This window comes from Rheinheimera soli, assembly GCF_031457405.1.
Classification (GTDB): Bacteria; Pseudomonadota; Gammaproteobacteria; order Enterobacterales; family Alteromonadaceae; genus Pararheinheimera; species Pararheinheimera soli_A.
Genome location: NZ_JAVDWR010000003.1, coordinates 234,168 through 258,400 on the forward strand (window position 1 = coordinate 234,168; position 24,233 = coordinate 258,400).

General features: G+C 46.4%; 24 protein-coding genes. 18 read left to right on the top strand and 6 right to left on the bottom strand.

Annotated features, from left to right (window positions below):
* Nucleotides 1-5 precede the first annotated feature (5 nt).
* Nucleotides 6-1,364, top strand: a complete 1,359-nt coding sequence (radA, locus tag J2W69_RS07535) for a DNA repair protein RadA (protein ID WP_008898065.1) — start codon at nt 6-8, stop codon at nt 1,362-1,364.
* A 97-nt stretch (nt 1,365-1,461) separates the two neighbouring features.
* Here the strand turns inward: radA and J2W69_RS07540 are convergent, their stop codons facing one another.
* Complete coding sequence (locus J2W69_RS07540; RefSeq protein ID WP_008898066.1) at nt 1,462-2,214, bottom strand: outer membrane protein assembly factor BamD; 753 nt, start codon at nt 2,212-2,214, stop codon at nt 1,462-1,464.
* A 126-nt stretch (nt 2,215-2,340) separates the two neighbouring features.
* Here J2W69_RS07540 and rluD point away from each other — a divergent pair, with 126 nt between their 5' ends.
* From rluD to clpB, 3 genes are all read left to right on the top strand, one after another.
* Nucleotides 2,341-3,315 carry a 23S rRNA pseudouridine(1911/1915/1917) synthase RluD gene (rluD, locus tag J2W69_RS07545; RefSeq protein ID WP_310276179.1) on the top strand — a complete coding sequence of 325 codons (975 nt, stop codon included), beginning with the start codon at nt 2,341-2,343 and terminating at the stop codon, nt 3,313-3,315.
* A complete protein-coding gene (pgeF, locus tag J2W69_RS07550) occupies nt 3,315-4,049 on the top strand; it encodes a peptidoglycan editing factor PgeF (RefSeq protein ID WP_310276182.1) in 735 nt (244 codons plus the stop codon). The genes rluD and pgeF overlap by 1 nt, the downstream gene beginning before the upstream one ends.
* A 92-nt stretch (nt 4,050-4,141) precedes the next feature.
* Nucleotides 4,142-6,727: an ATP-dependent chaperone ClpB gene (clpB, locus tag J2W69_RS07555; RefSeq protein WP_310276184.1), complete on the top strand. Its 2,586-nt coding sequence runs from the start codon at nt 4,142-4,144 to the stop codon at nt 6,725-6,727.
* Between the two features lie 64 nt (nt 6,728-6,791).
* Here the strand turns inward: clpB and J2W69_RS07560 are convergent, their stop codons facing one another.
* Nucleotides 6,792-8,339, bottom strand: a complete 1,548-nt coding sequence (locus tag J2W69_RS07560; RefSeq protein ID WP_310276187.1) for a methyl-accepting chemotaxis protein — start codon at nt 8,337-8,339, stop codon at nt 6,792-6,794.
* 93 nt (nt 8,340-8,432) lie between these two features.
* Here J2W69_RS07560 and J2W69_RS07565 point away from each other — a divergent pair, with 93 nt between their 5' ends.
* The 3 genes from J2W69_RS07565 to J2W69_RS07575 all read left to right on the top strand — a co-directional run bounded on the left by J2W69_RS07565 (nt 8,433) and on the right by J2W69_RS07575 (nt 11,325).
* Entirely contained in the window at nt 8,433-8,888 is a 456-nt protein-coding gene (locus J2W69_RS07565) for a CBS domain-containing protein (protein WP_310276190.1), read from the top strand.
* 109 nt (nt 8,889-8,997) lie between these two features.
* Nucleotides 8,998-10,572, top strand: a complete 1,575-nt coding sequence (gene gshA / locus J2W69_RS07570) for a glutamate--cysteine ligase (protein ID WP_310276192.1) — start codon at nt 8,998-9,000, stop codon at nt 10,570-10,572.
* Nucleotides 10,573-10,707: 135 nt separating this feature from the next.
* Nucleotides 10,708-11,325 carry a transglycosylase SLT domain-containing protein gene (locus J2W69_RS07575; RefSeq protein WP_310276194.1) on the top strand — a complete coding sequence of 206 codons (618 nt, stop codon included), beginning with the start codon at nt 10,708-10,710 and terminating at the stop codon, nt 11,323-11,325.
* A gap of 49 nt (nt 11,326-11,374) precedes the next feature.
* Here the strand turns inward: J2W69_RS07575 and J2W69_RS07580 are convergent, their stop codons facing one another.
* Together J2W69_RS07580 and J2W69_RS07585 are read right to left on the bottom strand one after the other, a co-directional pair.
* Nucleotides 11,375-12,643 (bottom strand): HlyC/CorC family transporter, encoded by a 1,269-nt coding sequence (locus J2W69_RS07580; RefSeq protein ID WP_310276196.1) that lies wholly within the window; start codon nt 12,641-12,643, stop codon nt 11,375-11,377.
* A gap of 92 nt (nt 12,644-12,735) precedes the next feature.
* Nucleotides 12,736-13,545: a cytochrome C assembly family protein gene (locus tag J2W69_RS07585; protein ID WP_008898075.1), complete on the bottom strand. Its 810-nt coding sequence runs from the start codon at nt 13,543-13,545 to the stop codon at nt 12,736-12,738.
* Between the two features lie 167 nt (nt 13,546-13,712).
* Here J2W69_RS07585 and ffh point away from each other — a divergent pair, with 167 nt between their 5' ends.
* The 7 genes from ffh to J2W69_RS07620 all read left to right on the top strand — a co-directional run bounded on the left by ffh (nt 13,713) and on the right by J2W69_RS07620 (nt 19,303).
* Nucleotides 13,713-15,080, top strand: a complete 1,368-nt coding sequence (ffh, locus tag J2W69_RS07590) for a signal recognition particle protein (protein WP_008898076.1) — start codon at nt 13,713-13,715, stop codon at nt 15,078-15,080.
* Nucleotides 15,081-15,247: 167 nt separating this feature from the next.
* Nucleotides 15,248-15,499 (top strand): 30S ribosomal protein S16, encoded by a 252-nt coding sequence (gene rpsP, locus J2W69_RS07595; protein WP_008898077.1) that lies wholly within the window; start codon nt 15,248-15,250, stop codon nt 15,497-15,499.
* Nucleotides 15,500-15,531: 32 nt separating this feature from the next.
* Nucleotides 15,532-16,059, top strand: a complete 528-nt coding sequence (gene rimM, locus J2W69_RS07600; protein ID WP_310276200.1) for a ribosome maturation factor RimM — start codon at nt 15,532-15,534, stop codon at nt 16,057-16,059.
* Nucleotides 16,059-16,835: a tRNA (guanosine(37)-N1)-methyltransferase TrmD gene (trmD, locus tag J2W69_RS07605; protein ID WP_405047874.1), complete on the top strand. Its 777-nt coding sequence runs from the start codon at nt 16,059-16,061 to the stop codon at nt 16,833-16,835. The genes rimM and trmD overlap by 1 nt, the downstream gene beginning before the upstream one ends.
* 22 nt (nt 16,836-16,857) lie before the next feature.
* Complete coding sequence (rplS, locus tag J2W69_RS07610) at nt 16,858-17,217, top strand: 50S ribosomal protein L19 (RefSeq protein WP_008898080.1); 360 nt, start codon at nt 16,858-16,860, stop codon at nt 17,215-17,217.
* Between the two features lie 21 nt (nt 17,218-17,238).
* A complete protein-coding gene (locus J2W69_RS07615) occupies nt 17,239-17,949 on the top strand; it encodes a DNA-J related domain-containing protein (protein WP_310276209.1) in 711 nt (236 codons plus the stop codon).
* 127 nt (nt 17,950-18,076) lie between these two features.
* Entirely contained in the window at nt 18,077-19,303 is a 1,227-nt protein-coding gene (locus J2W69_RS07620; RefSeq protein WP_310276212.1) for a threonine/serine exporter family protein, read from the top strand.
* A gap of 131 nt (nt 19,304-19,434) precedes the next feature.
* Here the strand turns inward: J2W69_RS07620 and J2W69_RS07625 are convergent, their stop codons facing one another.
* Nucleotides 19,435-20,013: a response regulator gene (locus J2W69_RS07625; RefSeq protein ID WP_310276215.1), complete on the bottom strand. Its 579-nt coding sequence runs from the start codon at nt 20,011-20,013 to the stop codon at nt 19,435-19,437.
* 105 nt (nt 20,014-20,118) lie between these two features.
* Nucleotides 20,119-20,466: a DUF3135 domain-containing protein gene (locus J2W69_RS07630; protein WP_310276219.1), complete on the bottom strand. Its 348-nt coding sequence runs from the start codon at nt 20,464-20,466 to the stop codon at nt 20,119-20,121.
* A gap of 348 nt (nt 20,467-20,814) precedes the next feature.
* On the opposite strand from J2W69_RS07630, the gene J2W69_RS07635 reads away from it, so the two are divergent.
* From J2W69_RS07635 to J2W69_RS07650, 4 genes are all read left to right on the top strand, one after another.
* On the top strand, nt 20,815-21,897 hold the full coding sequence (locus J2W69_RS07635; protein WP_310276222.1) for a 3-deoxy-7-phosphoheptulonate synthase: 1,083 nt from the start codon (nt 20,815-20,817) through the stop codon (nt 21,895-21,897).
* A 9-nt stretch (nt 21,898-21,906) separates the two neighbouring features.
* Nucleotides 21,907-23,061 (top strand): bifunctional chorismate mutase/prephenate dehydrogenase, encoded by a 1,155-nt coding sequence (tyrA, locus tag J2W69_RS07640; RefSeq protein WP_310276224.1) that lies wholly within the window; start codon nt 21,907-21,909, stop codon nt 23,059-23,061.
* A gap of 118 nt (nt 23,062-23,179) precedes the next feature.
* A complete protein-coding gene (gene mtgA, locus J2W69_RS07645; protein ID WP_310276226.1) occupies nt 23,180-23,878 on the top strand; it encodes a monofunctional biosynthetic peptidoglycan transglycosylase in 699 nt (232 codons plus the stop codon).
* Nucleotides 23,879-24,012: 134 nt separating this feature from the next.
* Complete coding sequence (locus J2W69_RS07650; RefSeq protein WP_310276228.1) at nt 24,013-24,216, top strand: hypothetical protein; 204 nt, start codon at nt 24,013-24,015, stop codon at nt 24,214-24,216.
* Nucleotides 24,217-24,233: the final 17 nt, after the last annotated feature.

The window sequence follows — 24,233 nt, forward strand, 5'->3', positions numbered from 1 at the left end:
AAAAAATGGCTAAAACCAAGAGCGCGTACGTCTGCAATGACTGTGGCGCAGACTTTGTGCGCTGGCAGGGCCAATGCACAGAGTGCGGCACCTGGAATAGTATCAGCGAAGTACGTTTACCCAGTGTAACAAAACAACAGCGTTTTGACGGTTATGCCGGAGCTACTGCGGCTAAAGTGATCCGGCTGGATCAGGTCGACTTGCAGGATGTACCCCGTTTTAGCTCAGGTTTCGCTGAATTTGACCGGGTGTTGGGTGGCGGTATAGTGCCGGGTTCAGCGATATTGATTGGTGGTAGTCCTGGTGCTGGTAAAAGTACCTTGCTGCTGCAAATCATGTGTGGACTGGCTGTGACAGACAAAGCTTTGTATGTCACAGGTGAAGAGTCCTTGCAGCAAGTGGCCTTGCGAGCCAACAGATTAGGTTTACCGACTCAGAATTTAATGATGCTGGCTGAAACTAACGTTGAAACTATTTGCCAGCTGGCGCAGCAGGAAAAACCACGCATTATGGTCATCGACTCGATTCAGGTGATGCAAATGTCTGATATTCAGTCTGCCCCTGGCAGCGTATCTCAGGTGCGGGAAAGCGCAGCTTACTTAACCCGTTTTGCTAAACAACATAATGTAGCTGTCATTATGGTCGGTCATGTCACTAAGGATGGCTCTCTGGCTGGCCCTAAGGTGCTGGAGCATTGCATCGACTGCTCTATTTTATTGGATGGCGATACCGACAACAGATTCCGTACTCTGCGCGGCAATAAAAACCGCTTTGGTGCTGTCAATGAGCTGGGTGTTTTTGCGATGACTGGCCAGGGCATGCGGGAAGTAAAAAACCCGTCAGCGATTTTTTTAAGCCGTGGCAAAGAAGATACGCCAGGCTCTATTGTGATGGTGTTGTGGGAAGGTACCCGACCTTTGTTGGTCGAAATTCAGGGTCTGGTTGACTATTCACCATTAAATAATCCTCGCCGGGTTACTTTGGGTATGGAACAAAACCGTATTTCGATGTTGCTGGCTGTATTGCATCGGCACGCGGGCATTCAAATGGCCGATCAGGATGTATTCGTCAACGTGGTGGGCGGTGTTAAGGTCAATGAAACCAGCGCTGACTTAGCCACTTTATTGGCGCTGGTGTCGAGTTTTAAAAATAAAGCCTTACCAAATGAGTTGGTGGTCTTTGGTGAAGTGGGCCTGTCCGGTGAAATCCGTCCTGTACCCAGTGGTCAGGAGCGTTTAAAAGAAGCGGCAAAACATGGCTTCAAACGCGCCATAGTGCCAGTGGCCAATGCACCTAAAGAAGCAATTCCGGGAATGACAGTAGTAGCGGTCAGTAAATTATCTGAAGCTTTGGATGCGTTGTAACCGCAAAGTTACCCACAGACAGAAATAAAAAAAACGGCATAAAAGCCGTTTTTTTTATTTCTGTCTTTATTCCCTAAGTCATAGTACGACGGGGATATTAGTTCAGAGCGTTAGGAAAATTCAGTAACAATACAGCTTTGGCGTCATCACGTAATTTCACTAAACCTAATTTGTCGTAACTATCAACCATAATCAGCAACGCCTGCTCTACCTGAGGCGAATCACGGTAGTACTCGACAATGTATTTACAACGGTTGGCTGCCGCTAAATGAGCGCCACGGCGGGTGTAATAATCAGCAACCAGCAATTCGTAACGCACCAGTCTTTCTTTAATGGCAAACATACGTTTTCTGGCATCGTTGGCGTATTTGCTGTTCGGGTAAGTGCTGACCAGTATTTTGAAGTCTTCAAAACCCTGTTTGGTGCTGGACATATCACGGTCCGCACGGTCTATACCAACAAATTCCTGAAAAGCATTTTCATCAACTTTTACGTTACTCAAACCACGCATGTAGTAGGCATAGTCTAAGTCCGGATGGTTTGGATTCAGACGGATAAAACGGTCTATGCTGGCTAAAGATTGCGTGGTATTACCGCTTTGGTAATAAGCGTATATCAGATCCAATTGCACCTGACGGGACAAAGGACCAAATGGATAACGGCTTTCCATCATTCTGAGTAATTCTATAGCTCTGTTATACAGGCCAGAATCCAGCACATTTTTGGCTTCTTCATACATTTGCTGAGCAGACTGGTTCGTATTGACCAGTTCTTCTTCAGCTTTTTTGTTCCCCGCACAGGCGGTTAGTGTTAAAGCTAGGGCGATTATGGCTAAAAAATTCACTTTCATTTAAAAATCCGCTACTACTTAAACCTATTGGCTATTTAGTCTGGAGTAAAACCGTTAAAATAACCTTTTAAGGCCCGATTCTAACCCAGACTGTTCGGGTATGCACACAGGATAACTGGTTCCGACATGACAAAACAGATAAAACTTGCAGAAATTGTACCTGACCATTTATTTGGTAAACGCTTAGATCAGGTATTGGCCGAAATGTTCCCAGACTATTCGCGTTCCAGAATAAAAGAATGGATTTTAGCCGATTGGGTTCAAATCAATGGTCAGCTGTGTAACACACCCAGAGAAAAATTGCTGGGTGGGGAGTCTGTATTGATCCAGGCCGAGTTACCGGATGACGAGCGTTTTGAAGCTGAACCTATAGACCTGAATATTGTTTACGAAGACGAACATATTATGGTGATCAATAAACCTGCGGGTTTAGTGGTGCACCCGGGGGCAGGTAACGCGGATGGTACTTTGTTAAATGCCTTATTGCATCACTGTCCTTCGATAGCTGAAGTGCCACGTGCTGGCATAGTGCATCGTCTTGATAAAGACACCACAGGTTTAATGGTGATAGCTAAAACTATTCCTGCTCAGACTCATTTAGTCGAAGCTATGCAGGAGCGGGAAATTACCCGTGAATACGAAGCGATTTGCCACGGCACTATGACAGCGGGTGGTACAGTGGATGAGCCTATTGGCCGCCACCCAACCAAACGTACTCATATGGCAGTGACCAGCTCAGGTCGTCCGGCAGTCACTCACTATCGTGTCATGGAAAAATTCCGTGCTCACACTCGTTTGCGTTTACGTCTGGAATCAGGCCGTACTCATCAAATTCGTGTGCATATGACCTATATCAACTATCCGTTGGTCGGAGACCCAGTGTATGCAGGCCGTCCACGTCCACCACGTAAAGCCGATGAAGCCTTATTAACTGTATTGCGTGGCTTTAAACGCCAGGCTTTACATGCAGCTATGTTGCGTTTAGCTCACCCTATCACCAGTGAAATTATGGAATGGCATGCGCCAATCCCTGACGATATGGTCGAGTTGACAATGGCCTTACGTGTAGATACTGATATTCACGGTCTGGACTTTGCCTGATGTTCCACGCTGACTGGCCTGCACCTTCACATGTACAAACTGCTGTCAGCACCAGAGCAGGTGGGGTTTCTTTGCCCCCTTACGATGGCCTGAACTTAGGCAGTCATGTCAACGACATGCATGAAGCTGTGCTGCTGAACCGTCAGCTGTTCAGGCAAGGGGCAAAGATGCCGGCAGAGCCATGTTGGCTCAATCAGGTGCATGGCACAGATTGTGTGGTGCTGGAACAGACTGATTTTTCAGTGGGTCCTTTTGCTGCCGATGCCAGTACAACCAAAATCAAAGGTGTGGTGTCAGTGGTTCTCACTGCGGATTGCCTGCCTGTATTGTTTTGTGATGCGGCTGGTACTCAGGTGGCCGCCGCTCATGCCGGCTGGCGGGGTTTAGTGGATGGTGTGCTGGAACAAACCCTGGCACAGTTTGCCGACCCCAGGACAGTGATGGCCTGGTTAGGCCCGGCAATAGGCCCCACGGCGTTTGAAGTGGGGAACGAAGTGCGTTTGGCTTTTATTCAAAAAGATGCCAAAGCCGCCGCAGCTTTTATTGCTGTGCCAGATAAAACCGATAAATGGCTGGCTGATTTATATCAGCTGGCTGCTTTACGTTTAAATGCTTCAGGTGTGTCAGGCGTTTATGGTGGCGGCTTTTGCACCTACAGCGACAAAGAACGTTTTTACTCCTACCGTCGGGATGGTCAAACGGGCCGGATGGCGTCCTGTATCTGGCTGGACTGATCTAAGTCAAATTTTTGACGTTTATCGCTTGATAATTAACCGGCTCTGCCCCATCTTAATGCCAACAGCAGTTTGATGTATGCGGAGAAGTTATGAGACTTGACAGATTTACCAGTAAATTCCAATTGGCAATAGCCGAAGCTCAGTCTATGGCGTTAGGCCGTGATCATCAGTTTATTGAACCCATTCATTTGCTATTTGCCTTGCTGAATCAGGAAGGTGGCTCCACCAAAGATCTGTTCAGTAAAATTGGTGTCAATACCAACGAACTGCGCTCCAAATTATCCCAGGCCTTAGAGCGCGTGCCTAAAGTGGAAGGTGCAGATGCCAATGTGCAGCTGTCAGCCGCCACTATTAATTTGCTGAATTTATGCGACAAATACGCGCAAAAACGTAAAGATCAGTATATTTCCAGCGAGTTATTTGTTTTAGCCGCCTGTGAAGACAAATCTGAGTTAGGCCATTTATTACGACTCTTAGGTGTAGACAAAGCCGTAGTTGAAAAAGCCATAGAACAAATTCGTGGCGGCCAGAATGTTGATGATCCCAATGCCGAAGAAAGTCGCCAGGCACTCACTAAGTACACTGTCGATTTAACGGCACGGGCTGAAGCCGGCAAGTTAGATCCAGTGATAGGCCGTGATGAAGAAATCCGCCGTTGTATTCAGGTATTGCAGCGCCGCACTAAAAATAACCCTGTGCTGATTGGTGAACCTGGTGTGGGTAAAACCGCCATAGTCGAAGGTTTAGCGCTGCGTATTATCAATAAAGAAGTGCCTGAAGGCTTAAAAGATAAACGTGTCTTGTCTTTGGACATGGGCTCTTTATTGGCGGGTGCTAAGTATCGTGGTGAATTTGAAGAGCGTTTAAAAGCAGTACTGAACGAGCTTTCTAAAGAAGAAGGCCGGGTTATTCTGTTTATTGACGAAATTCATACCATGGTCGGTGCAGGCAAAGCCGACGGTGCTATGGATGCCGGCAATATGCTTAAACCTGCCCTGGCTCGGGGGGAACTGCATTGCTTAGGCGCCACCACTTTGGATGAATACCGCAAGTACATTGAAAAAGATGCAGCTTTGGAGCGGCGTTTCCAGAAAGTATTAGTGGATGAGCCTTCAGTCGAAGACACTATTGCTATTTTGCGGGGCTTAAAAGAGCGTTATGAGCTGCACCATGCGGTAGAAATTACCGATCCGGCCATAGTAGCTGCTGCCACTTTATCGCATCGTTATGTCAGCGACAGGCAACTGCCTGATAAAGCCATTGATTTAATTGACGAAGCAGCATCCAGTATCCGGATGCAAATGGACTCCAAGCCCGAAGAGCTGGACAGATTAGAGCGTCGTATTATTCAGCTGAAGCTGGAAGACAATGCGCTGGCAAAAGAAACAGACGAAGCGACGAAAAAACGTCGTGACATGATCCAGGAACAAATTCGTGAGCTGGATTTGAAATACAACGAGCTTGATGAAGTCTGGTCTTCAGAAAAAGCCGCCTTGCAAGGTACTCAGAATATCAAAGCGGACTTAGAACAAGCCAGGCTGGATATGGAAGTCGCGCGCCGTGCCGGTGATTTAAACCGGATGTCGCAGCTGAAATACGAACGTATTCCTGCCTTGGAAAAACGACTGGATTTAGCCTCACAAGTGGAAATGCATGAAATGACGCTGCTCAGGAACAAAGTGACTGAGCAGGAAATTGCTGATGTGTTATCCAAAGCCACTGGTATTCCTGTCAGCAAAATGCTGGAAGGAGAGCGCGATAAACTGCTGCGTATGGAGCAGGACCTGCAAAAACGGGTGGTAGGCCAGGCTGAAGCCCTGGAAGCCGTGTCCAACTCCATCCGCCGTTCCCGTGCAGGTTTGGCTGATCCGAATAAGCCTATAGGTTCCTTCCTGTTTTTAGGCCCTACTGGGGTAGGTAAAACTGAACTGACCAAAGCCCTGGCGCAGTTTCTGTTTGATACCGAAGATGCGTTAATTCGCATTGATATGTCGGAGTTTATGGAAAAACACACTGTATCACGTTTAGTCGGTGCTCCTCCTGGCTATGTCGGCTATGAAGAGGGTGGCTATTTAACTGAAGCAGTGCGGCGTAAACCTTATTCTGTGGTGTTATTGGATGAAGTGGAAAAAGCACATCCAGATGTGTTTAATATTTTGCTGCAAGTGCTGGACGATGGCCGTTTAACAGACGGGCAGGGCCGTACAGTCGACTTTAAAAACACTGTGATCATTATGACCTCGAACTTAGGATCAGACCTTATTCAGGAGCATTACCAGCATCAGGATTATCAGCAAATGAAAGATATGCTGATGGAAGTGTTGAGTAAACAGTTCAGGCCTGAGTTTTTAAACCGACTGGATGAGACTGTGGTATTTCACCCGCTGGACAGTGCTCATATCCGCCATATTGCGTCTATTCAGTTGCAGCGTTTACGTTTGCGTTTGCAGGATAAAGGTTTTGCTTTGTCGGTGACAGATGCTGCTTTGGATCTGCTGGCAGCAGCAGGTTTTGATGCAGTCTTTGGTGCCCGGCCATTAAAACGGGCTATTCAGCACTATATTGAAAACCCACTGGCCCAGACTTTACTGAAAGGCCAGATTAAGCCGAACTCAGTAGTGACAGTGGATGCCGCTGAAGGGAAATTTGTGATAGGTTCGTCCCACCCACATTAACCTCTGTGAAAAATATAAAAGCCCGCAGCTGCGGGCTTTTTTTGCACGGCCTGTTAGTGGCCGATTAATGGCTGAACGTTTTACTTAAATTGGCAATCTCAGCAGCTTGCTGGTGCAGACGTTTATTATTGTCGGCCACCAGTTGCATGTTGGTTAAGTTCTCATCGGCAATATGCTGAATATTTTGCACATTGCTGGCTACTTCGCTGGCAACCTGGCCTTGCTGAGTCGCAGCAGTCGCAATTTGTGACGATAAATGATCGATGGTGTTGACCATAGCGACAATTTGCGACAACTGTTCTGTGCTGTGGCTGGTTTGAGTCACACACTCTTCCACTTGCTCGCGGCTTTGGGTCATGGTTTTACCCCAGCTCAATAAAGTTTGCTGAATCTCACCAATAGAACGTTGGATCTGCTCTGTGGCTTTATGAGTGCGGGATGATAAGGCCCTTACTTCATCGGCAACCACAGCAAAACCACGGCCATGTTCACCAGCCCGAGCTGCTTCAATAGCAGCGTTTAACGCCAGTAAGTTGGTTTGATTGGCAATGCCCTGAATTTCTGTCATCACAGCACCAATGCGTTCAGCTTCCACCGCTAAGTTATCTGCAGTGCTGGCTGCGCCTTGTACCTCAACCGCCAGTTTTTTTACTGTGTTGGCTGTTAGTTGCATCACTTGTTCAGCTTGTTGGCAAATTTGTTGAGCTTCGCCCACTTTCTGATTGGTTTCACCTGTGCGTTCAGCTATATCCAGCACTGTACTGCTTAATTGCTGAGTCGCTGTTGCAATAGAGACCAGCTCCTGGCTTTGCTGGTGAATGCCACGTTCGGTTAAATGCACTGCTTCTTCCAGTGTATCGGCGATACTGGTGAGTTTATTGGTGCTGTCTTTAGTGCGGCCTAATACAGTACGTAAACGGGCTTGTTGCATTTGGTTTCTGAAATCGGCCACCGAAAACGCAGTTTTTCCGCTGTAGACATAACGGGATACAGAGTCGAAGTCCTGACGCATTTTGTTTAACTGAGCTGGAATATCCACTAATTCGTCATACATCAGCACAAAGAATAGTGCCGGGATCAACAAGGCCAGCCATAAAGCATGTGACCATAACAATGCGCCTGCTGTTATCAAAATAAAACTGCTGCAAAGCGCAATAAGGCGGCGTAAATTGCTGTTACCGCTCCACTGGCTGACAGACTTGCCTGAGTTGATTGCTCTGTAACATTGATCGGCTTTTTGGATCAGGTCGGAACTGGCTTTGACCCGCACAGACTGGTAGCCCACCAGTTGCTGTTGTTGATAAATAGGGGTGACAAAAGCATCAACCCAATAATAACGGCCGTCTTTGCAGCGGTTTTTCACCATGCCACGCCAGGATTGTCCTTGTTTTAAGTGAGTCCACAGATCGGCAAAAGCAGCGGCCGGCATATCCGGGTGGCGCACCAGATTATGATTTTTACCTAACAGTTCATCTTCTGTGTAGCCTGCTACCTGACAAAAAGCCGGGTTGGCATAAGTGATTACGCCACGTGTGTCTGTAGTAGAAACTAACTCCTGTCCGGCGTCGAACTGAACTTCCTGGTCAACAAGCTGCTGGTTGCGGCGGTTCATGCATATTTCCTTTTTATTTATCATTCAGTTAATCTGGATCAAAGCTACAGCATTATTTCAAAGATCTCTCTGATAAGCGAGCTTAGGAGCATTATGCAAGTATCTGCCATTATGACCAGAAAATTGACGATGGTTGACCCGGATATGAGTTTATCTGCCTTAAAAAGCATTTTTAACCAGTCCAAATTTCAACATGTGCCAGTGATTGACGCCGGGCGACGCCTGGTAGGTATAGTTTCCGTCAAAGATTATTTCAAAGCTCTGGCACCAGTGATGGACTCAGCCTCTGAAAAAACCTTAGATATTTTTGTCACCAGCCGCAAAATCAAACATGTGATGAGTAGCCCCGTTATTTCAGTGCCAGAGGATTATCCAGTGGTTAAAGCTGCAGCTTTATTGCTCAAACATAATATAGGTTGTTTGCCTGTGACTGATCAGGACAATGTAGCTATCGGCATAGTATCCTGGAAAGATATTATGCGGGTGGTGGTGTTGCAGGCGGCCCGTAAAAGCAGATTGGCCTATGGCGCTGCGCAAGAAGAAGAGTAGAATAATCATCTCATTTAGTGTCAGAGAAACTTAATCTTTGGTCACTCTTGTTTTTTAATTTGAGTCACCCCATTTTAAAGTTTGATTTTTATCAGAATAAGGGATCAGCTTGAGTCATTTCCTCGAACAACGTCTGGCTGCGCTTGGCACCACGTCATTTCAAACGGCAATTAAAGGGATCAGACGGGGTATTGAGCGGGAGACATTACGGATCAATCCGGACGGTCAACTGGCGCAAACTGGTCATGCAAAAGCTTTGGGTTCGGCTTTAACTCACCCTTTAATTACGACAGATTTTTCAGAGTCTTTGCTGGAGTTTATTACCCCGGCACACACTGATATTGATGTGACTTTAAAGCAACTGACTGATATTCATAAGTTTGCTTTATCCCATATAGGCGAAGAACGGCTTTGGGCTGGCTCTATGCCTTGTTTTATAGAGCGTCAGGATGAAATCCAACTGGCGCAGTATGGTAGCTCCAACGTTGGAACTATGAAAACTGCCTATCGTCAGGGCCTGAAAAACCGTTATGGCAGTATGATGCAGGCCATCAGCGGTGTGCATTTTAATTTCTCTATTCCAGAAGCTTTCTGGCAGGAATATCAGCAATTGCTTGGCGATACTGGTCCCTTGCAGGATTTTATTTCTGCTCAGTACCTGCACCTTATCCGGAACTACAAGAGATATGTCTGGCTGGTGGTGTATTTGTTTGGCGCATCCCCTGCTATGTGCAGCTCATTTTTACAAGGCCGTGAACCTAAATACAAGTTCCAGACGTTGGGCAAAGGCTCTTTATACTTACCTTATGCGACCTCTTTACGAATGAGTGACTTGGGCTATACCAACAGCGCTCAGTCCAGTTTGAATATCAGCTACAACAATCTGCCGGATTATATCGAAGGTTTGCGCCAGGCCATTTCAACGCCTTCTGCTGAATATGCTTCTATAGGCGTCAAAGTGGATGGGCAGTACAAACAGCTCAACAGCAATATTCTGCAAATTGAAAACGAGTTTTATTCGACCATAAGACCTAAACGCACCACTCAAAGCGGTGAACGCCCAACCTGCGCTTTAAAACGCCGGGGTGTCGAATATATTGAAGTGCGGGCTTTGGATGTGAATCCGTTCAGCGCTGTGGGTATCAATGCCGAACAAATGCGTTTTCTGGATTTGTTCTTAATTTACTGTTTACTGGAAAAAAGCCCGGATTTATCGGCTGATGAACAGACGGTGACAGAACAAAACCTGCGTAAAGTGGTGACTGAAGGCCGTAAGCGGAATTTAGATCTGAATGAGAATGGTCAGCCCCGTTTAATGCTGGACTGGGCTGAACAGCTGTTTGCTGATCTGATGCCTATAGCCAACTGGATGGACGCAGCTCACAGCGGTGATTCGTACAGCGCTGCTATCAAAGAGTTTTACTTAGGCTTGTTAGACCCGAATCAAACCTATTCAGGCAAGTTATTAAGCCGCTTAATAGCTCAGCAGCAGGATAGTCCTTATTATGCTCTGGCTTTAGCTGAGCAATACAGACAACAATTGGCAGCAATGGACTATCAGCTTTATACCGAAGCAGAGTTTAAACAGATGGCGGAGCTATCCTTGCTGGATCAACAAAAAATTGAACAGGCCGATGAGCTTAATTTTGATCAGTACCTTGAACAGTATTTTGCAGATCTATAAAGGATTTAAAAAAAACGGCCAGCAAGCTGGCCGTGAAAACTAAGGATAAGGATAATCCAGGGATGAAAAACAAAAACTTGGTTGAATCCGTTCATTGGGTTAGTCTTGGTTGTGTTTTAAAAAGTTCAGCGTCAGATGAAAAAAATTAAAAAAACTTTACTCTTCTTATCGCTCGCTACTGTAGTAACAGGTTGTGCTACAGCCCCCCCGAAGAACAGTTCTAATTTATGTGAAATTTTCCGCGAGCATGGTGACTGGTATGATGCGGCATCCGATATGCGGGACAAATGGGATGTGCCTATTCATGTGCCTATGGCGATGATGTATCAGGAAAGCAGCTTTAAACATAATGCTCAGCCACCTATGGAATATTGGTTTGGATTTATTCCTGTAGGCAGAGCCAGTACGGCTTATGGTTATGCTCAGGTCAAAGATGAGACATGGGAAGACTATGGCCGGGAAACCGGCCGCTATTTTGCTGCCCGCTCGAACTTTGATGATGCGCTGGATTTTATGGGCTGGTATATGAATAAAAGCACTAAAATCAATAAAGTGGCTAAATCAGATGCCTATGCCCAGTATCTGAATTATCACGAAGGCTGGGGCGGCTATAAACGTGGTACTTATTATAAAAAACGCTGGCTGATGGAAACGGCCCGTAAGGTGCAGCAACGAGCGACTATGTATCAGCAACAATTACAAAGCTGCGAAGATGAATTTAAACGCGGCTGGTTTTTTGGTTTGTTTGGTTAACCGCACAAGAACAGATGTAACAAGGGCGCCTCAAGGCGCCCTTTTGCTTTTAACTTTTTTGCAAATGGGGCATTAAGCGCACTGTTTTAATCATATTATCCTGCACTTCGACAATTTCCATTGGGCATCCCGCCAGAGTTAAACCTAAGCTGGCTTCCGGAATTTCCTCTAGATATTCCAGTACCAGACCATTTAAAGTTTTAGGTCCGTCTGTAGGGAAGTTTAGCTGCATATCTCTGTTTAAATCGCGCAGGTTGATACCTCCGTCCACCAGAAAACTGCCATCAACCTGAGGTTGAATTTCTTCATTCTGGTTATCTGCTATATCTGTCGTAAAGTTACCTACCACTTCTTCGAGTATATCCTCTAACGTCACCAGGCCCTGAATATCGCCGTATTCGTCTACCACCAGGCCTATACGCTCTTTGGAGCTTTGAAACTTGTGCAGTTGGGTATTGAGTGGGGTATTTTCCGGAATAAAATAAATTTCCCGTACCGAGCGCAACAGAGATGCTTTGTTCAGTTGTTCTTTTAACGCCAGACGTGCCAGATCGCGGCTATGAATAAAACCTAAAGCATCATCCACACTGTCGCGGTACAACAAAATACGGTTGTGCTGGCTGTTGGACAACTGACGCACTATGTCTTTCCATTCGTCGTTGATATCAATGCCAACCAATTCGTTGCGTGGGATCATAATATCTTCTACTGTCGCTTTTTCTAAATCCAGCACGCCCACCAGCATACTTTGGTTGTGTTCCGGGATCAGTGCGCCAGCTTCATAGACTACGGTGCGTAATTCTTCGCTACTTAAGCTATTGCCATGATGTTGCTCAGCACTGACGCCAAGCCAGCCTAACAAGGTATTGCAGATTTTATTCAGTAACCATACGGCAGGGTACAACAGCTTCATCAATGGTTTTAAAATCACTGAACTTGGGAAGGCTACTTTTTCAGGATGCAAAGCGGCCAGAGTTTTTGGGGTGACTTCACCGAATATCAGAATAACCACAGTCAGAGCTACGGTCGCAATGGCTATACCGAAATCACCGTATAGTCTCATCCCCAGCACTGTCGCTGTGGCTGATGCGGCTATATTCACCAGATTGTTGCCAACCAGAATTAAACCAATTAACCGGTCACGACGTTCCAGCATAGCGGTCACACGTATAGCCGATTTATGCTGCTCATTGGCCAGGTGTTTAAGCTTGTAGGGGTTCAGCGACATCATGCTGGTTTCAGAAGCTGAGAAAAATGCAGAACACAACACCAGCAAGCCCAAGACAATAAAAAGGGTGCTGGTTGAGATATCGTCCAAAAGTAGTTTACCTGTAGGGCTAATCGAAGTTATTTGATATTACGAACAGCCCATCAAGTCAAGAATTAATGGGCTATCGCGGCAAAAAGCTGTTATCCGAGCCTGTCTAACATCACTTCACGGACAAAACGGCTGCCAAAATAAGCCAGCGTCAACAAAATGCTGCCGGTAAAGGTTAAGGCTATCGCCAGACGACCACGCCAGCCTAACTGAGCATGACCCCATAATAACAGCACAAAGACCAGAAAAGCCGCTGAGCTCAGTATGTTTTTATGCAGGTTTTGTGCGTCCAGCCAGTTATCAGTAAAAGCGGCGCCACTGAATAAGGTTAAACCCAACAACAAAGTACCAAGCAGCAGTACTCTGAACTGCAACTGCTCAACCTGAAGTAATGGGGGTAAAAATTGATTACCTAACATAAAATCTTTTTGTTTCAGCTTTTTGCTGATGTAGTTCACTTGCAGTGAATGCAAAGTGGCCACTATTAATAAGGTGTAAGCGACAAAAGCGACAATAATATGCATCAGCAAAATTGGGCTCTGTTCAAAATGCTGCATTTGCACTTCAGCAGGTAAAACTAAAACAGCCAACTGAGTCAGGGCTGAGAAACCATAGACAATGGGCAGCAGCAGTACTGTTGGAGTGCGCAGCGCCGTAATAGTAATAGCAGTGCTGATCAACCAGCATACCAGTGAAATGACATTCAGCAGGCTGAAGTTCTGACCAGCGTCGGCAAAAATAGAATCAGCCAGAAACAGCATATGGCAAACAATAGCCAACAAAGCGGCGCTGAACATCAATTTATAGTTAGGGCCTTGTGGATGCACCAGACGAGACAATAGCATGCCGGTTGCCAGCAAATAACCAACCAATGCCACACCGGGTAACAGCTCAACTACCATAAATCAGATCCTGTTGATTCGTGAAGATTTAACATTCTATTGCAAATTACTCGCATTTGACAGCTCAAGCTCACCTAATTGGCGTGACAGTTTCAGCTAAGATGGCGGCTGACTCCTTACTCGCTCTGGGGTATAATCCGGCCATATTGTATCTCAGGTGTTAAGTTATGTTTGAAAACCTGTCGGACCGCCTAACCAAAACGCTGAAGAACATCAGCGGTCGTGGTCGTTTAACTGAAGATAATATCAAAGAAACCTTACGTGAAGTACGTATGGCTTTATTAGAAGCTGACGTTGCTTTGCCTGTGGTGCGTGACTTTGTCAATCAGGTCAAAGAACGTTCTGTTGGCATTGAAGTCAGCAAAAGCCTGACACCTGGTCAGGAATTTCTGAAAATCGTCCGTAAAGCCTTAGAAGATGCGATGGGCGAAGCCAACGAAGAGTTGGCGCTCAATGTTCAGCCGCCAGCCGTTGTTTTAATGGCGGGTTTACAAGGTGCGGGTAAAACCACCTCTGTGGCTAAACTGGCGAAATTCTTAAAAGAGCGTAAGAAGAAAAAAGTATTAGTGGTTTCTGCTGACATCTATCGCCCTGCAGCTATTAAACAGTTAGAAACTTTAGCCAAAGAAGTGGGCGTTGAGTTTTTCCCAAGCGATGTAGGTCAGAAACCTATAGATATAGTTAACGCTGCTATAGCTCACGCCCGCTTACAAATTTTTGATGTGTTGCTCGTCGATACTGCAGGTCGTCTGCATGTTGATGAAGAGATGATGGGCGAAATTAAAGCCCTGCATGCCGCGGTCAACCCTGTCGAAACACTGTTTGTGGTCGATGCCATGACAGGTCAGGATGCTGCCAATACGGCTAAAGCTTTTAATGAAGCTTTGCCTTTGACTGGCGTGATCCTGACCAAAGCCGATGGTGACGCCCGCGGTGGTGCTGCTTTATCTATCCGCCATATCACTGGCAAGCCGATTAAGTTTATCGGTATGGGCGAAAAAACTGACGCTTTAGAGCCATTCCATCCGGATCGTATCGCCTCCCGTATTCTGGGTATGGGCGATGTGATGAGCCTGATTGAGCAAATCGAGCAGAAGGTCGACAAAGAACAAGCTGCTAAAGTTGCTGCCAAAGTGATGAAAGGGCAGGGCTTTAGCCTGGAAGACTTCCGTGACCAGTTAGTGCAGATGCGTGGTATGGGCGGCATGATGTCAATGCTGGATAAATTACCCGGCATGAAAAACTTACCTGCTGGTGCTATGGATCAGATGGGCAATAAACAGTTCAATAAAATGGAAGCCATCATCAATTCCATGACTAAAAAAGAACGTTTATTTCCGGATTTGATTAAAGGCTCACGCAAAAAGCGCATAGCTGCCGGCTCTGGCACACAAGTGCAGGATGTAAACCAGCTGCTGAAACAATTTACCCAAATGCAGAAAATGATGAAGCAGATGTCAGGTAAAGGCGGCTTAATGAAGATGATGCGGGGTATGGGGGGCAAGTTACCACCAGGTCTGTTACCTCCACGTTAAGCCCTTTTCTGCCCTATGACTGTTGGGTTTTGGCAAAAGCTGAAATATGCGGCCAAAGCCCGAAAAACCTTGCAATGCAGGTAAAAATCCGTACAATTCACCGACCCCACGGTCTGACCGCGGGGTTTGTTATTTTTTTAAATCCTGAACGATTATTAGAGGACGGTATGGTAACTATTCGTTTACAACGTGGTGGCGCGAAAAAGCGTCCATTTTACCAAGTTGTGGTAGCGGACAGCCGTTTTGCCCGTGATGGCCGCTTCATTGAGCGCGTGGGTTTTTTCAACCCAATCGCTAGCGGTACTGAAGAGCAAACGCGTATTGACTTAGAGCGTATCAACCACTGGGTATCGCAAGGCGCTTCTTTAAGCGACCGCGTTGCTTCATTGGTGAAAGCTGCTAAGAAAACTGCTGCTTAATAGCTAAAATAAATAAAGGTCGGAGTTTCACCTTGAACGGTAAAGATTTAGTTGTCTTAGGTAAGTTTGGTGCTGTTTACGGCATCAACGGGTGGCTAAAAGTAAACTCCTATACCGATATCCCGGAAGGGATTTTTGATTACACACCCTGGCAAATTCAAGTGCAGGGTAACTGGCGTCAAATGCAAATCTCCGGTAAAAAACGACATGGCAACGGCCTTATCGTAAAACTGGCAGACGTGGCTGACCGCGACCAGGCTCAACTCTACGTCAATGCGGATATCGCAGTAGAGCGTTCTGCATTACCCCAGCTTGCTGAGGGTGATTTCTATTGGCGTGACCTGATGGGCATGTCTGTAGTGAACGAGGCTGGTTATCACTTAGGTGAAGTGGTCGACATGATGGAAACAGGCTCAAACGACGTTCTCGTTGTGAAAGCCAATAAATCCGATGCATTTGGCAAGACGGAGCGTTTACTCCCTTTCCTGATTGACTCTGTCATTAAGGATGTGAATAACGCGCAAAGACGTATCTTAGTAGACTGGGATCCGGACTTTTAATGTCGCAGCAAGTTGGTTTGTGGGTTGGGGTTATTACTCTGTTCCCGCAGATGTTTGATGCTATTACAAAGTTTGGTGTAACAAGCCGTGCTGTAAAGCAAGGGTTGTTACAGGTGGAGTGTTGGAATCCGCGGGATTATACCTGCGATAAACACAATACCGTCGATGATCGCCCCTTTGGTGGTGGTCCCGGAATGCTGATGATGGTGCAGCCGCTGACTGACGCTATTCGCGCCGCCAAGCAAGCTGCCGGAGGAAATGTACATACGGTGTATTTGTCGCCGCAAGGCCGCAAATTAGATCAGAAAGGTGTACAGGAACTTTCACGTTACCCGAAACTGCTGTTAGTGGCAGGCCGTTACGAAGGCATTGATGAACGCGTAATTGAAACCGAAATTGACGAAGAATGGTCAATTGGGGATTACGTGCTGAGTGGAGGCGAGTTGCCTGCGATGACGCTGATTGATGCGGTATCGCGACTGGTACCAGGCGTACTGGGGCACGAAGAGTCGGCAGAACAGGATTCGTTTGCAACTGGTTTGTTAGACTGCCCACACTACACCAGACCTGCGGTGTTAGCAGACAAAGAGGTTCCACCGGTGTTGCTGAGTGGACACCATGAAAATATACGACGCTGGCGTCTGAAGCAGGCTCTTGGTAGAACCTGGTTAAGACGGCCGGATATGTTAAATGCCCTGGCTCTGACTAAGGAGCAACGCAAATTACTGGATGAATTCCAATTGGAACACCAGGCGTTGCAGCAACACGATAGTTAATTCCAGGTAAAGTGAGATTGTTATGAGCAAAGTTAGCCAAAACATTATCAAGCAACTTGAAGACGAACAGTTAAAAACTGACGTGCCAGCATTTGGCCCAGGTGACACTGTAGTTGTTCAGGTTAAAGTGAAAGAAGGTGACAAAACCCGTCTGCAGGCTTACGAAGGTGTAGTTATCGCCAAACGTAACCGTGGTCTGCATTCAGCTTTCACAGTTCGTAAAATTTCCAACGGCGAAGGTGTTGAGCGTGTATTCCAGACGCACAGCCCTATGATTGACAGCATTACGCTGAAACGCCGTGGCGCAGTTCGCCGTGCCAAGCTTTACTACTTACGCGATCGTTCAGGTAAATCAGCGCGTATCCGCGAAAAGCTTAACTAAGCGACTGGAAAGGCTGACCTTGTGTCAGCCTTTTTTTTATTCGCAGCCATCCCTGGCGCTCACCCTTTGGGCCAACGCTTCGCATTGTTAAAAATTGATCCTGACAATTTTTTGGTCTGTAATGTGACTATGCATACCGAACTGCAAGCCGATTTAGTTGCCGCACTCGAAGCTTTCCTGTTAGCCAGACAAGGAGAGATCAGCGAGCAGGAGTTGCTGCATCAATTAAAAGCCTTTTTCCCCGAACCTCGTAGCCTCGCTGTCGACTCCTTGTTATTCCAGCAACACTTTATTCTTTATCACCATTTGTTTGTATTGCAGGCGCAGTGGCAGCAGGAGCAAGTAGCTTTATTACATATTGGTTTTGCCAAGGTTGTGGTCTATACAGTCACAGCTTTGCCTGACAATGCGCTGGCGTTATGGCAGGAACAACAGGACAAAGCCGCTTATTATCTGGATTGGCAAAATATGCGGGCTATGACGGGTGATAAACTGCAGGCTGTATTGGATGAATTCTGGAAAAAGCTGGCGTTGTACCAGCAGAACAAAACGCTCGACACTAGCACGCTTCAACAAAAATGGCAGTTAACTCAGCCTTATTCAGTGGCTCAGCTGAAAAAAAACTACCGGCAACAGGCACTGCGTTTGCACCCGGATAAAGGCGGCGATGCTGCGGCTTTTCAACTGCTGCAACAGGAATACCAATGGTTGCTGGCTGAATTTTCATCCTGAATCCAGGTTTGACTAGCCTGGTTAACTTAGGGTTAATCAACTACTTAGCCTTATCAACTTCTATGCTTAGTTGATAAAGCCCACTACAATAGCTGTATTGTGTTGCAACGCGACAAAGGACCCAACAGTGGATTCCGCCAGTTTTATTGAAAAACGCCGTTTTATCGTCAAGCTTGGCAAAATGCTGCATAAGTTTGGTACACCTGCTTATCGTTTGGAGGCGCACTTACAGGAAGTGGCACAGCTGCTGAAAATTGGTGGCTCTTTTGCTATTACGCCTACAGTGCTGACTTTTGTGCTCTGGATCCCTGGCGATGAGAATGAATACACCCATATCTCCCGGGTGACTCCAGGCGAACTGGATTTAGGTGCTTTATCTTATACGGATGAACTGGTGGATGCGCTCGCCAGCAGTAAACTCACCTTACAGGATGTCAATCTGCGACTGGATCAAATAGCTGCAGCGCCAAATCCCTATTCCCGCTGGGCCACTTTTGCTGCTTTTGGTGCTGCAGGTGGTGCTTTTGCTATGCTAATGCGCGCCAGCTGGCACGATGTTTTCTGGGCCACAGTGCTGAGTCTTATCGTCTATTTATTTGTGCTCTGGTCGATGAAGTCACGCCGTGTTGCCCATATGCTGGAACCACTGGTGGCGCTAATTTCAGCATTGTTGGCTACTGCTGTTGCTGTCTATATTGACCCGATGATCAATGTACCCCTGGTGGTATTGTCTTCCATTATTGTATTTATTCCAGGTCTGGCTTTAACCCTGGGATTAGCAGAGTTGGCGGCCCGGCATTTGGTGTCAGGTACAGCCAGGGTGATGGATGCAGTTATGCTGCTGTTTAAGCTATATTTTGGTGGCTTTTTAGGGGTCGCTTTAGGTCAGGTGTTATTTGGCCAGATCCCTCCGCAAATCGCACCTTCAGTGCCAGAATGGACCAGTTGGCTGGCCGTCGCTATTTTATGCGGCAGCTTAGTGGTGGTATTTAAAGCCAGGCTGAAACATGCGCTTTGGGGATTAGCCTCTGGCTTTATCGCCTATGCAGCCAGCATATGGGGCGCTTATTACCTAGGACTGGCATTGGGAGCTTTTGTCGGTGCTTTTGCTGTAGGTTTATACGGTAACTTATTTAACCGGCTGATGAATGCACCGGCCAGCATCGTCTCTTTGCAGGGCATGATAGTGCTGGTGCCAGGCAGTAAAACTTATATGGGTTTAAATGCTTTTGTTTCAGGGCAACAAATGGTGTCCACTGAACAATTAGGTCAGCAAACCTTTTTGATTTTTATGTCATTAGTGGCTGGGTTTATTTTTGCGAATGTCGCATTACCGCCGAGAAAGGCCTTGTAGTGAGGTTTGTTGTGGAAGTGCGTCGCAACAACGTTCCCGACAGTTGCGACATACAGTCCCTCCATGGACATCGTCGCAATAACGTTCCGGACAGTTGCGACATACAGTCCCTCCATGGACATAAGCTGCGATTAACGCAGCTCTTGTAACAGCTTCTCTAGGCGGTCTTTTAAGTCGCTGAATAGCAGCGGCTTACGCATCAACTGCACAGTGTCGGGTAAACCGCCACCAGCTGTAATTTCTGCATCCGTTAAAGCAGTCACTACAATGATTTTCATATTCTCGTGGCGTGGAGATAACTTCAGTTCACGGATCATCTGAAAACCATCCAGTTCAGGCATCTGCAAATCTGAGATCAGAATTTGTGGTGCCCATTCGCCAATTTTTAATAAACCAGCTATACCGTTGGTGACTGACTGCAAACTGATAGGTAAACCCCAGGATTCAATTTGCAGGCTGTAAAGTTGTTTCAGTAGCTCATCATCTTCTGCCAATAGAATGCGAACTGAATTATCAACAGGTTGGGTCTGATTTTTCAGCAGAAGGCGTTCGACAGAAGATTGGGTGACACGACGATGACCACCAGGAGTTTTCCAGGCGTCCAGAGCACCTTTCTCAACCCACAACTGCACGGTGCGTAAAGAAACACCAAGTAAATCAGCAGCTTGTTGAGTCGACAATAAAGGTTCTGTGTGTTTACTTTTGTTCATACAGGTTAATGGGTATCATATTTTGTATTTTTATCAATTCTAGACGAGAACACAGGTCGCTGTCACTTTATTTTTTGTGATTTTCAACCGCTTTTTTTTCACTTATCACTCCTGACCCTTTGACCTGAAAGGCAAAATGGTAGCACAGGGCTTTTGCGGCGGTTTTTGCGTCGTGCATAACTGCTCCAGGGCATCCTGCATCCGGTTCATTTCCGACAACATTAATTGATAGGCTCTGGTTAGCCGGACCAGAGGGGCTTTATATCTCAGCTGTTCTGACTGTAGCCTGAACAAGGTTTGTTGAATGGCTTTTTTCCCTCTATCGTCACTTTGCGCATCAATAAGCTCCTGATTCAATTTTTTCTGTAACTCATCCAGTGCGGTCGGGTTCTGTTTTGCCATGCTGAGTAACTCATCAAAAGCGGGCAGCGGTGAAAAAGGGGGAGCAGCCATAAGCTAGCCTACACAGAGTGAGAGTGGGTTAAGTTTTAGTGTAGACCATCCAGTTCTGACCGTTGTTCCTGTGGTTTTAGCACTAAACACAAAGTTTGATCTGGGCTAAATTGATTAAATGACATCGATGTAACGATAGTTATACGAATTTTGTTTTTGTTGATCTTGCTTGCTTTCCTTAATTTGTTTGGCTTTAAAGGTTGACTTGTGTGTGTTTGGTTTTTAATATGCCTGCATTCGTAATTAATTAAATACGTGTTGTAAATATAAGTTTACTGGTGTTCTGCTTGCATTTATCAAGTAAAAACCGGCGCTTTGGCAACGCATGATGCAAACAGGAGCATAAAAATGAGCAAGATTGTTGATGATTTACGTATAGTCTCTGAGCAGTTATTAAGCCCGCCAGCCGTGTTAAAGCAGGCTCTACCTTTATCTGGCGCAGGTTCTGACTTTATTCAAAAATCCCGTCAGGACATTGCCGACATAATACATGGCCGCGATCCACGGTTACTGGTGATCACTGGTCCTTGTTCTATTCATGATCCTGTGTCAGCTATGGATTACGCCCGCCGCCTGAAACAGCTGCAACTGCAATTCAAAGATACTCTGTACATTGTGATGCGGGTGTACTTTGAAAAACCGCGCACTACTGTTGGCTGGAAAGGTTTTATCAACGATCCTCATCTGGATGATTCTTTTGATCTGGAAACGGGCTTAACCAAAGGTCGCCGTTTACTGTTGGATTTAGTTGAGATGGAGCTACCAGCCGCGACTGAAGCTTTGGATCCTATCAGCCCACAGTACCTGTCTGATTTAATCAGCTGGGCAGCCGTAGGTGCCCGTACTGTGGAATCACAAACTCACCGTGAAATGGCCAGTGGTTTGTCGATGCCTGTTGGTTTTAAAAATGGCACTGATGGTAATTTAAATATTGCACTGAATGCGCTGCAATCAGCCGCCAGTGGCCACAGCTTTATTGGTATCAACCAAAAAGGTCAGGTGTCTCTGGTGCAAACTGCAGGTAACCCGGACGGTCATGTCATTTTACGGGGTGGCGTTAAACCTAACTATGACGAAGACAGTGTGCAGGCAGCTTTAACAGCGCTGCGTAAACACCGTTTACCTGAAGCTTTGGTGATTGACTGCAGTCATGGCAACTCCAGTAAAGATCACAACAGACAAGGCATTGTGGCTCAGTCAGTGATTGAACAACGCCTCAAAGGCAACAAAGCTATTATAGGTATTATGCTTGAGAGCCATATTCATGCAGGCCGCCAGGATTTAGTCGAAGGTAAAGCTGAACTCTATGGCGTGTCAGTGACAGACGCTTGTATCGACTGGGCAAGTACAGCTGGCTTATTGGCTGATCTGGATCAACAGCTATCGTCACAAGAATTGTCAGAAGAATCCTCACGTGAAGTTGCAGCCTGAGAGTTACAGATGAATGACGTTGTGAGTAAATCAGCGAAAGACGATCCGATGGCAGCTCTGCTGCCGCTGCGTCAGCAAATCGACGAGCTGGATAGCCAACTGGTGGAGTTATTGGCCAAAAGAGCGGCAGTGACTGCTGAAGTAGGGCGGGTGAAGCAGCAGTATGCTTTACCTTTATATGTGCCAGAACGTGAACAAGCCTTAATTAAAGCCCGCCGTCAGCAAGCTGAAGAAGCAGGTGTTTCTGCTGATCTGACTGAAGATGTATTACGCCGTGTAATGCGTGAATCGTACCAGACTCAGGAAGCTGGTTTTGTTTGCTGTCGCCAAAGCGGCGATAAAGTGGTGGTAGTGGGTGGTGCCGGTGCTTTAGGCAAACGTTTTGTCAGTTTATTTCAGCGTTCTGGTTTTCAGGTTGAAGTGCTGGAACAAGACAACTGGCATCAGGCTCAGGCTATGGTCAAGGGCGCTGCTTTGGTATTAATAGCTGTGCCTATTGCTGTCACTGAACAGGTGATAGCGCAATTGCCTGAATTGGATGCGGATACTGTGCTGGCTGACTTAACCAGCACCAAAACCGGGCCTCTGAATGCTATGCTGAAAACACACAGCGGTGCTGTAGTGGGTTTACATCCTATGTTTGGCCCTGATATCAGTAATATCGCCAAACAAGTGGTTGTCGTTAGTCATGGCCGCGACTTAGAAAACTATCAATGGCTGATACAGCAACTCAAGGTGTGGGGCGCTGTACTGACTGAAAAATCAGCGCAGCAACATGATGAATTGATGCAGCTGATCCAGGCAATGCGCCACTTCAGCTCTTTGGTGTACGGTGTGCATCTGGCAGAAGAACAGGCTGATTTGCAGCAATTGCTGGAGTTAAGTTCACCTATTTACCGGCTGGAGTTGGCGATGGTAGGGCGTTTGTTTGCACAAAATGCGGAGCTGTATGCAGATATTATGTTGTCTTCCAGCGCAGTCACTGGTTTGTTGCAACGGTATCAGCACAGATTTAATCAGCTATCGCATTTATTAGCTGCGGGTGACAAAGCAGGTTTAATGGCGGAGTTTGCCAAAGGCCAACAATTTTTTGGACCCTTAGCCGAACAATTCCTGCAGGAAAGCCGTCGTTTGTTACAAAAAGCGTCAGACGAGCGCAGCTAAAGTGTCACGCTGTTCAAACACGAACTACTCCGAAAGAGCCAGCAACTAAAGCTGGCTCATTTTGTTATGCCGCTTTACACTCAAACCTGATGAAAACTTTTATCTGTATGGAAAGTCATTGATTTCACTTTGGTTTGGTAAATTTCTAAAACTTATTAAATACCTGATTATTCTGGCTTTAAGCTTGGTGCTGATCTTTGCTTTTGTGCCAGTCCCTGTCACTGGCGTGATGATAGAACGGCATATTCAAGCCATGTGGAGCTCACAGAAAAACTTTGATTTACAGCACAAGTGGGTCGCTTTTGAGCACATTTCTTCAGCGATGAAACAAGCGGTAGTGGCTGCTGAAGATCAAAAATTTCCGGATCATTATGGCTTTGATACCGAAGCAATTGAAAAAGCGCTGGCCTATAACAGCAGGGGACAGAAAGTGCGAGGCGCTTCTACCATCAGTCAGCAAACGGCAAAAAATGTATTTTTATGGACGGGCCGCAGCTGGTTTCGCAAAGGGCTGGAGTTGGTCTTTACCGGCCTGATTGAGTTGGTATGGGGCAAAGAACGAATTCTGGAAGTGTATTTAAACAGTGTGGAGTTTGGTCCAGGGGTCTTTGGGGTGGAAGCTGCAGCACAGAAGTTTTTCAAGCGGCCAGCCAGTAAGCTGAGTCGTCATCAGGCAGCGCTGTTAGCCGCTGTTTTGCCCAATCCACTGCGTTTTAAAGTGCAAGACCCTTCCCCTTACGTGTATAAACGCCAGCAATGGATTTTAAAGCAAATGGGACAGTTGGCCCCTATAGAACAACGTTTAGCTGATAATTAAACAAGTGTGACTTTTTTATGACTCAGGTATGACTGTTCGATGAAGATTTCTGATTTTTAACGCTTTTTCGATGCAAACTTTGCTCAGGCTGTTTAGGATCCGGCGCAACTGAAGAGTTGAAGCGGAGTTTAATCATGGGCAAAAGAACATCTGAATTTATGCGCTCTGTGCATATAAAAACTATCCGGGCCGGTTTACAGCAAGGTCAACCTATAGAAGAGGCAGAACAGCATTTGCGTTTTGTTGGTGTCTGTGAAGAAGAGCTGGTGGATTTGCTGCTTGAAGCCGGTTATACCCCTGAACAACATGCGGAGCTGGCTAATTCAGAACACTGCTGAGTTTAAGCTGGGTTTTG

Coding starts and splice junctions, on each gene's coding strand:
- J2W69_RS07650 (WP_310276228.1), top strand. CDS start 24,013: ATGGGCAAAAGAACATCTGAATTTATGCGCTCTGTGCATATAAAAACT.
- J2W69_RS07585 (WP_008898075.1), bottom strand. CDS start 13,545: ATGGTAGTTGAGCTGTTACCCGGTGTGGCATTGGTTGGTTATTTGCTG.
- rplS (WP_008898080.1), top strand. CDS start 16,858: ATGAGCAAAGTTAGCCAAAACATTATCAAGCAACTTGAAGACGAACAG.
- pgeF (WP_310276182.1), top strand. CDS start 3,315: ATGTTCCACGCTGACTGGCCTGCACCTTCACATGTACAAACTGCTGTC.
- ffh (WP_008898076.1), top strand. CDS start 13,713: ATGTTTGAAAACCTGTCGGACCGCCTAACCAAAACGCTGAAGAACATC.
- J2W69_RS07560 (WP_310276187.1), bottom strand. CDS start 8,339: ATGAACCGCCGCAACCAGCAGCTTGTTGACCAGGAAGTTCAGTTCGAC.
- tyrA (WP_310276224.1), top strand. CDS start 21,907: ATGAATGACGTTGTGAGTAAATCAGCGAAAGACGATCCGATGGCAGCT.
- rluD (WP_310276179.1), top strand. CDS start 2,341: ATGACAAAACAGATAAAACTTGCAGAAATTGTACCTGACCATTTATTT.
- J2W69_RS07565 (WP_310276190.1), top strand. CDS start 8,433: ATGCAAGTATCTGCCATTATGACCAGAAAATTGACGATGGTTGACCCG.
- J2W69_RS07575 (WP_310276194.1), top strand. CDS start 10,708: ATGAAAAAAATTAAAAAAACTTTACTCTTCTTATCGCTCGCTACTGTA.
- rpsP (WP_008898077.1), top strand. CDS start 15,248: ATGGTAACTATTCGTTTACAACGTGGTGGCGCGAAAAAGCGTCCATTT.
- J2W69_RS07630 (WP_310276219.1), bottom strand. CDS start 20,466: ATGGCTGCTCCCCCTTTTTCACCGCTGCCCGCTTTTGATGAGTTACTC.
- radA (WP_008898065.1), top strand. CDS start 6: ATGGCTAAAACCAAGAGCGCGTACGTCTGCAATGACTGTGGCGCAGAC.
- trmD (WP_405047874.1), top strand. CDS start 16,059: ATGTCGCAGCAAGTTGGTTTGTGGGTTGGGGTTATTACTCTGTTCCCG.
- J2W69_RS07625 (WP_310276215.1), bottom strand. CDS start 20,013: ATGAACAAAAGTAAACACACAGAACCTTTATTGTCGACTCAACAAGCT.
- clpB (WP_310276184.1), top strand. CDS start 4,142: ATGAGACTTGACAGATTTACCAGTAAATTCCAATTGGCAATAGCCGAA.
- J2W69_RS07635 (WP_310276222.1), top strand. CDS start 20,815: ATGAGCAAGATTGTTGATGATTTACGTATAGTCTCTGAGCAGTTATTA.
- J2W69_RS07540 (WP_008898066.1), bottom strand. CDS start 2,214: ATGAAAGTGAATTTTTTAGCCATAATCGCCCTAGCTTTAACACTAACC.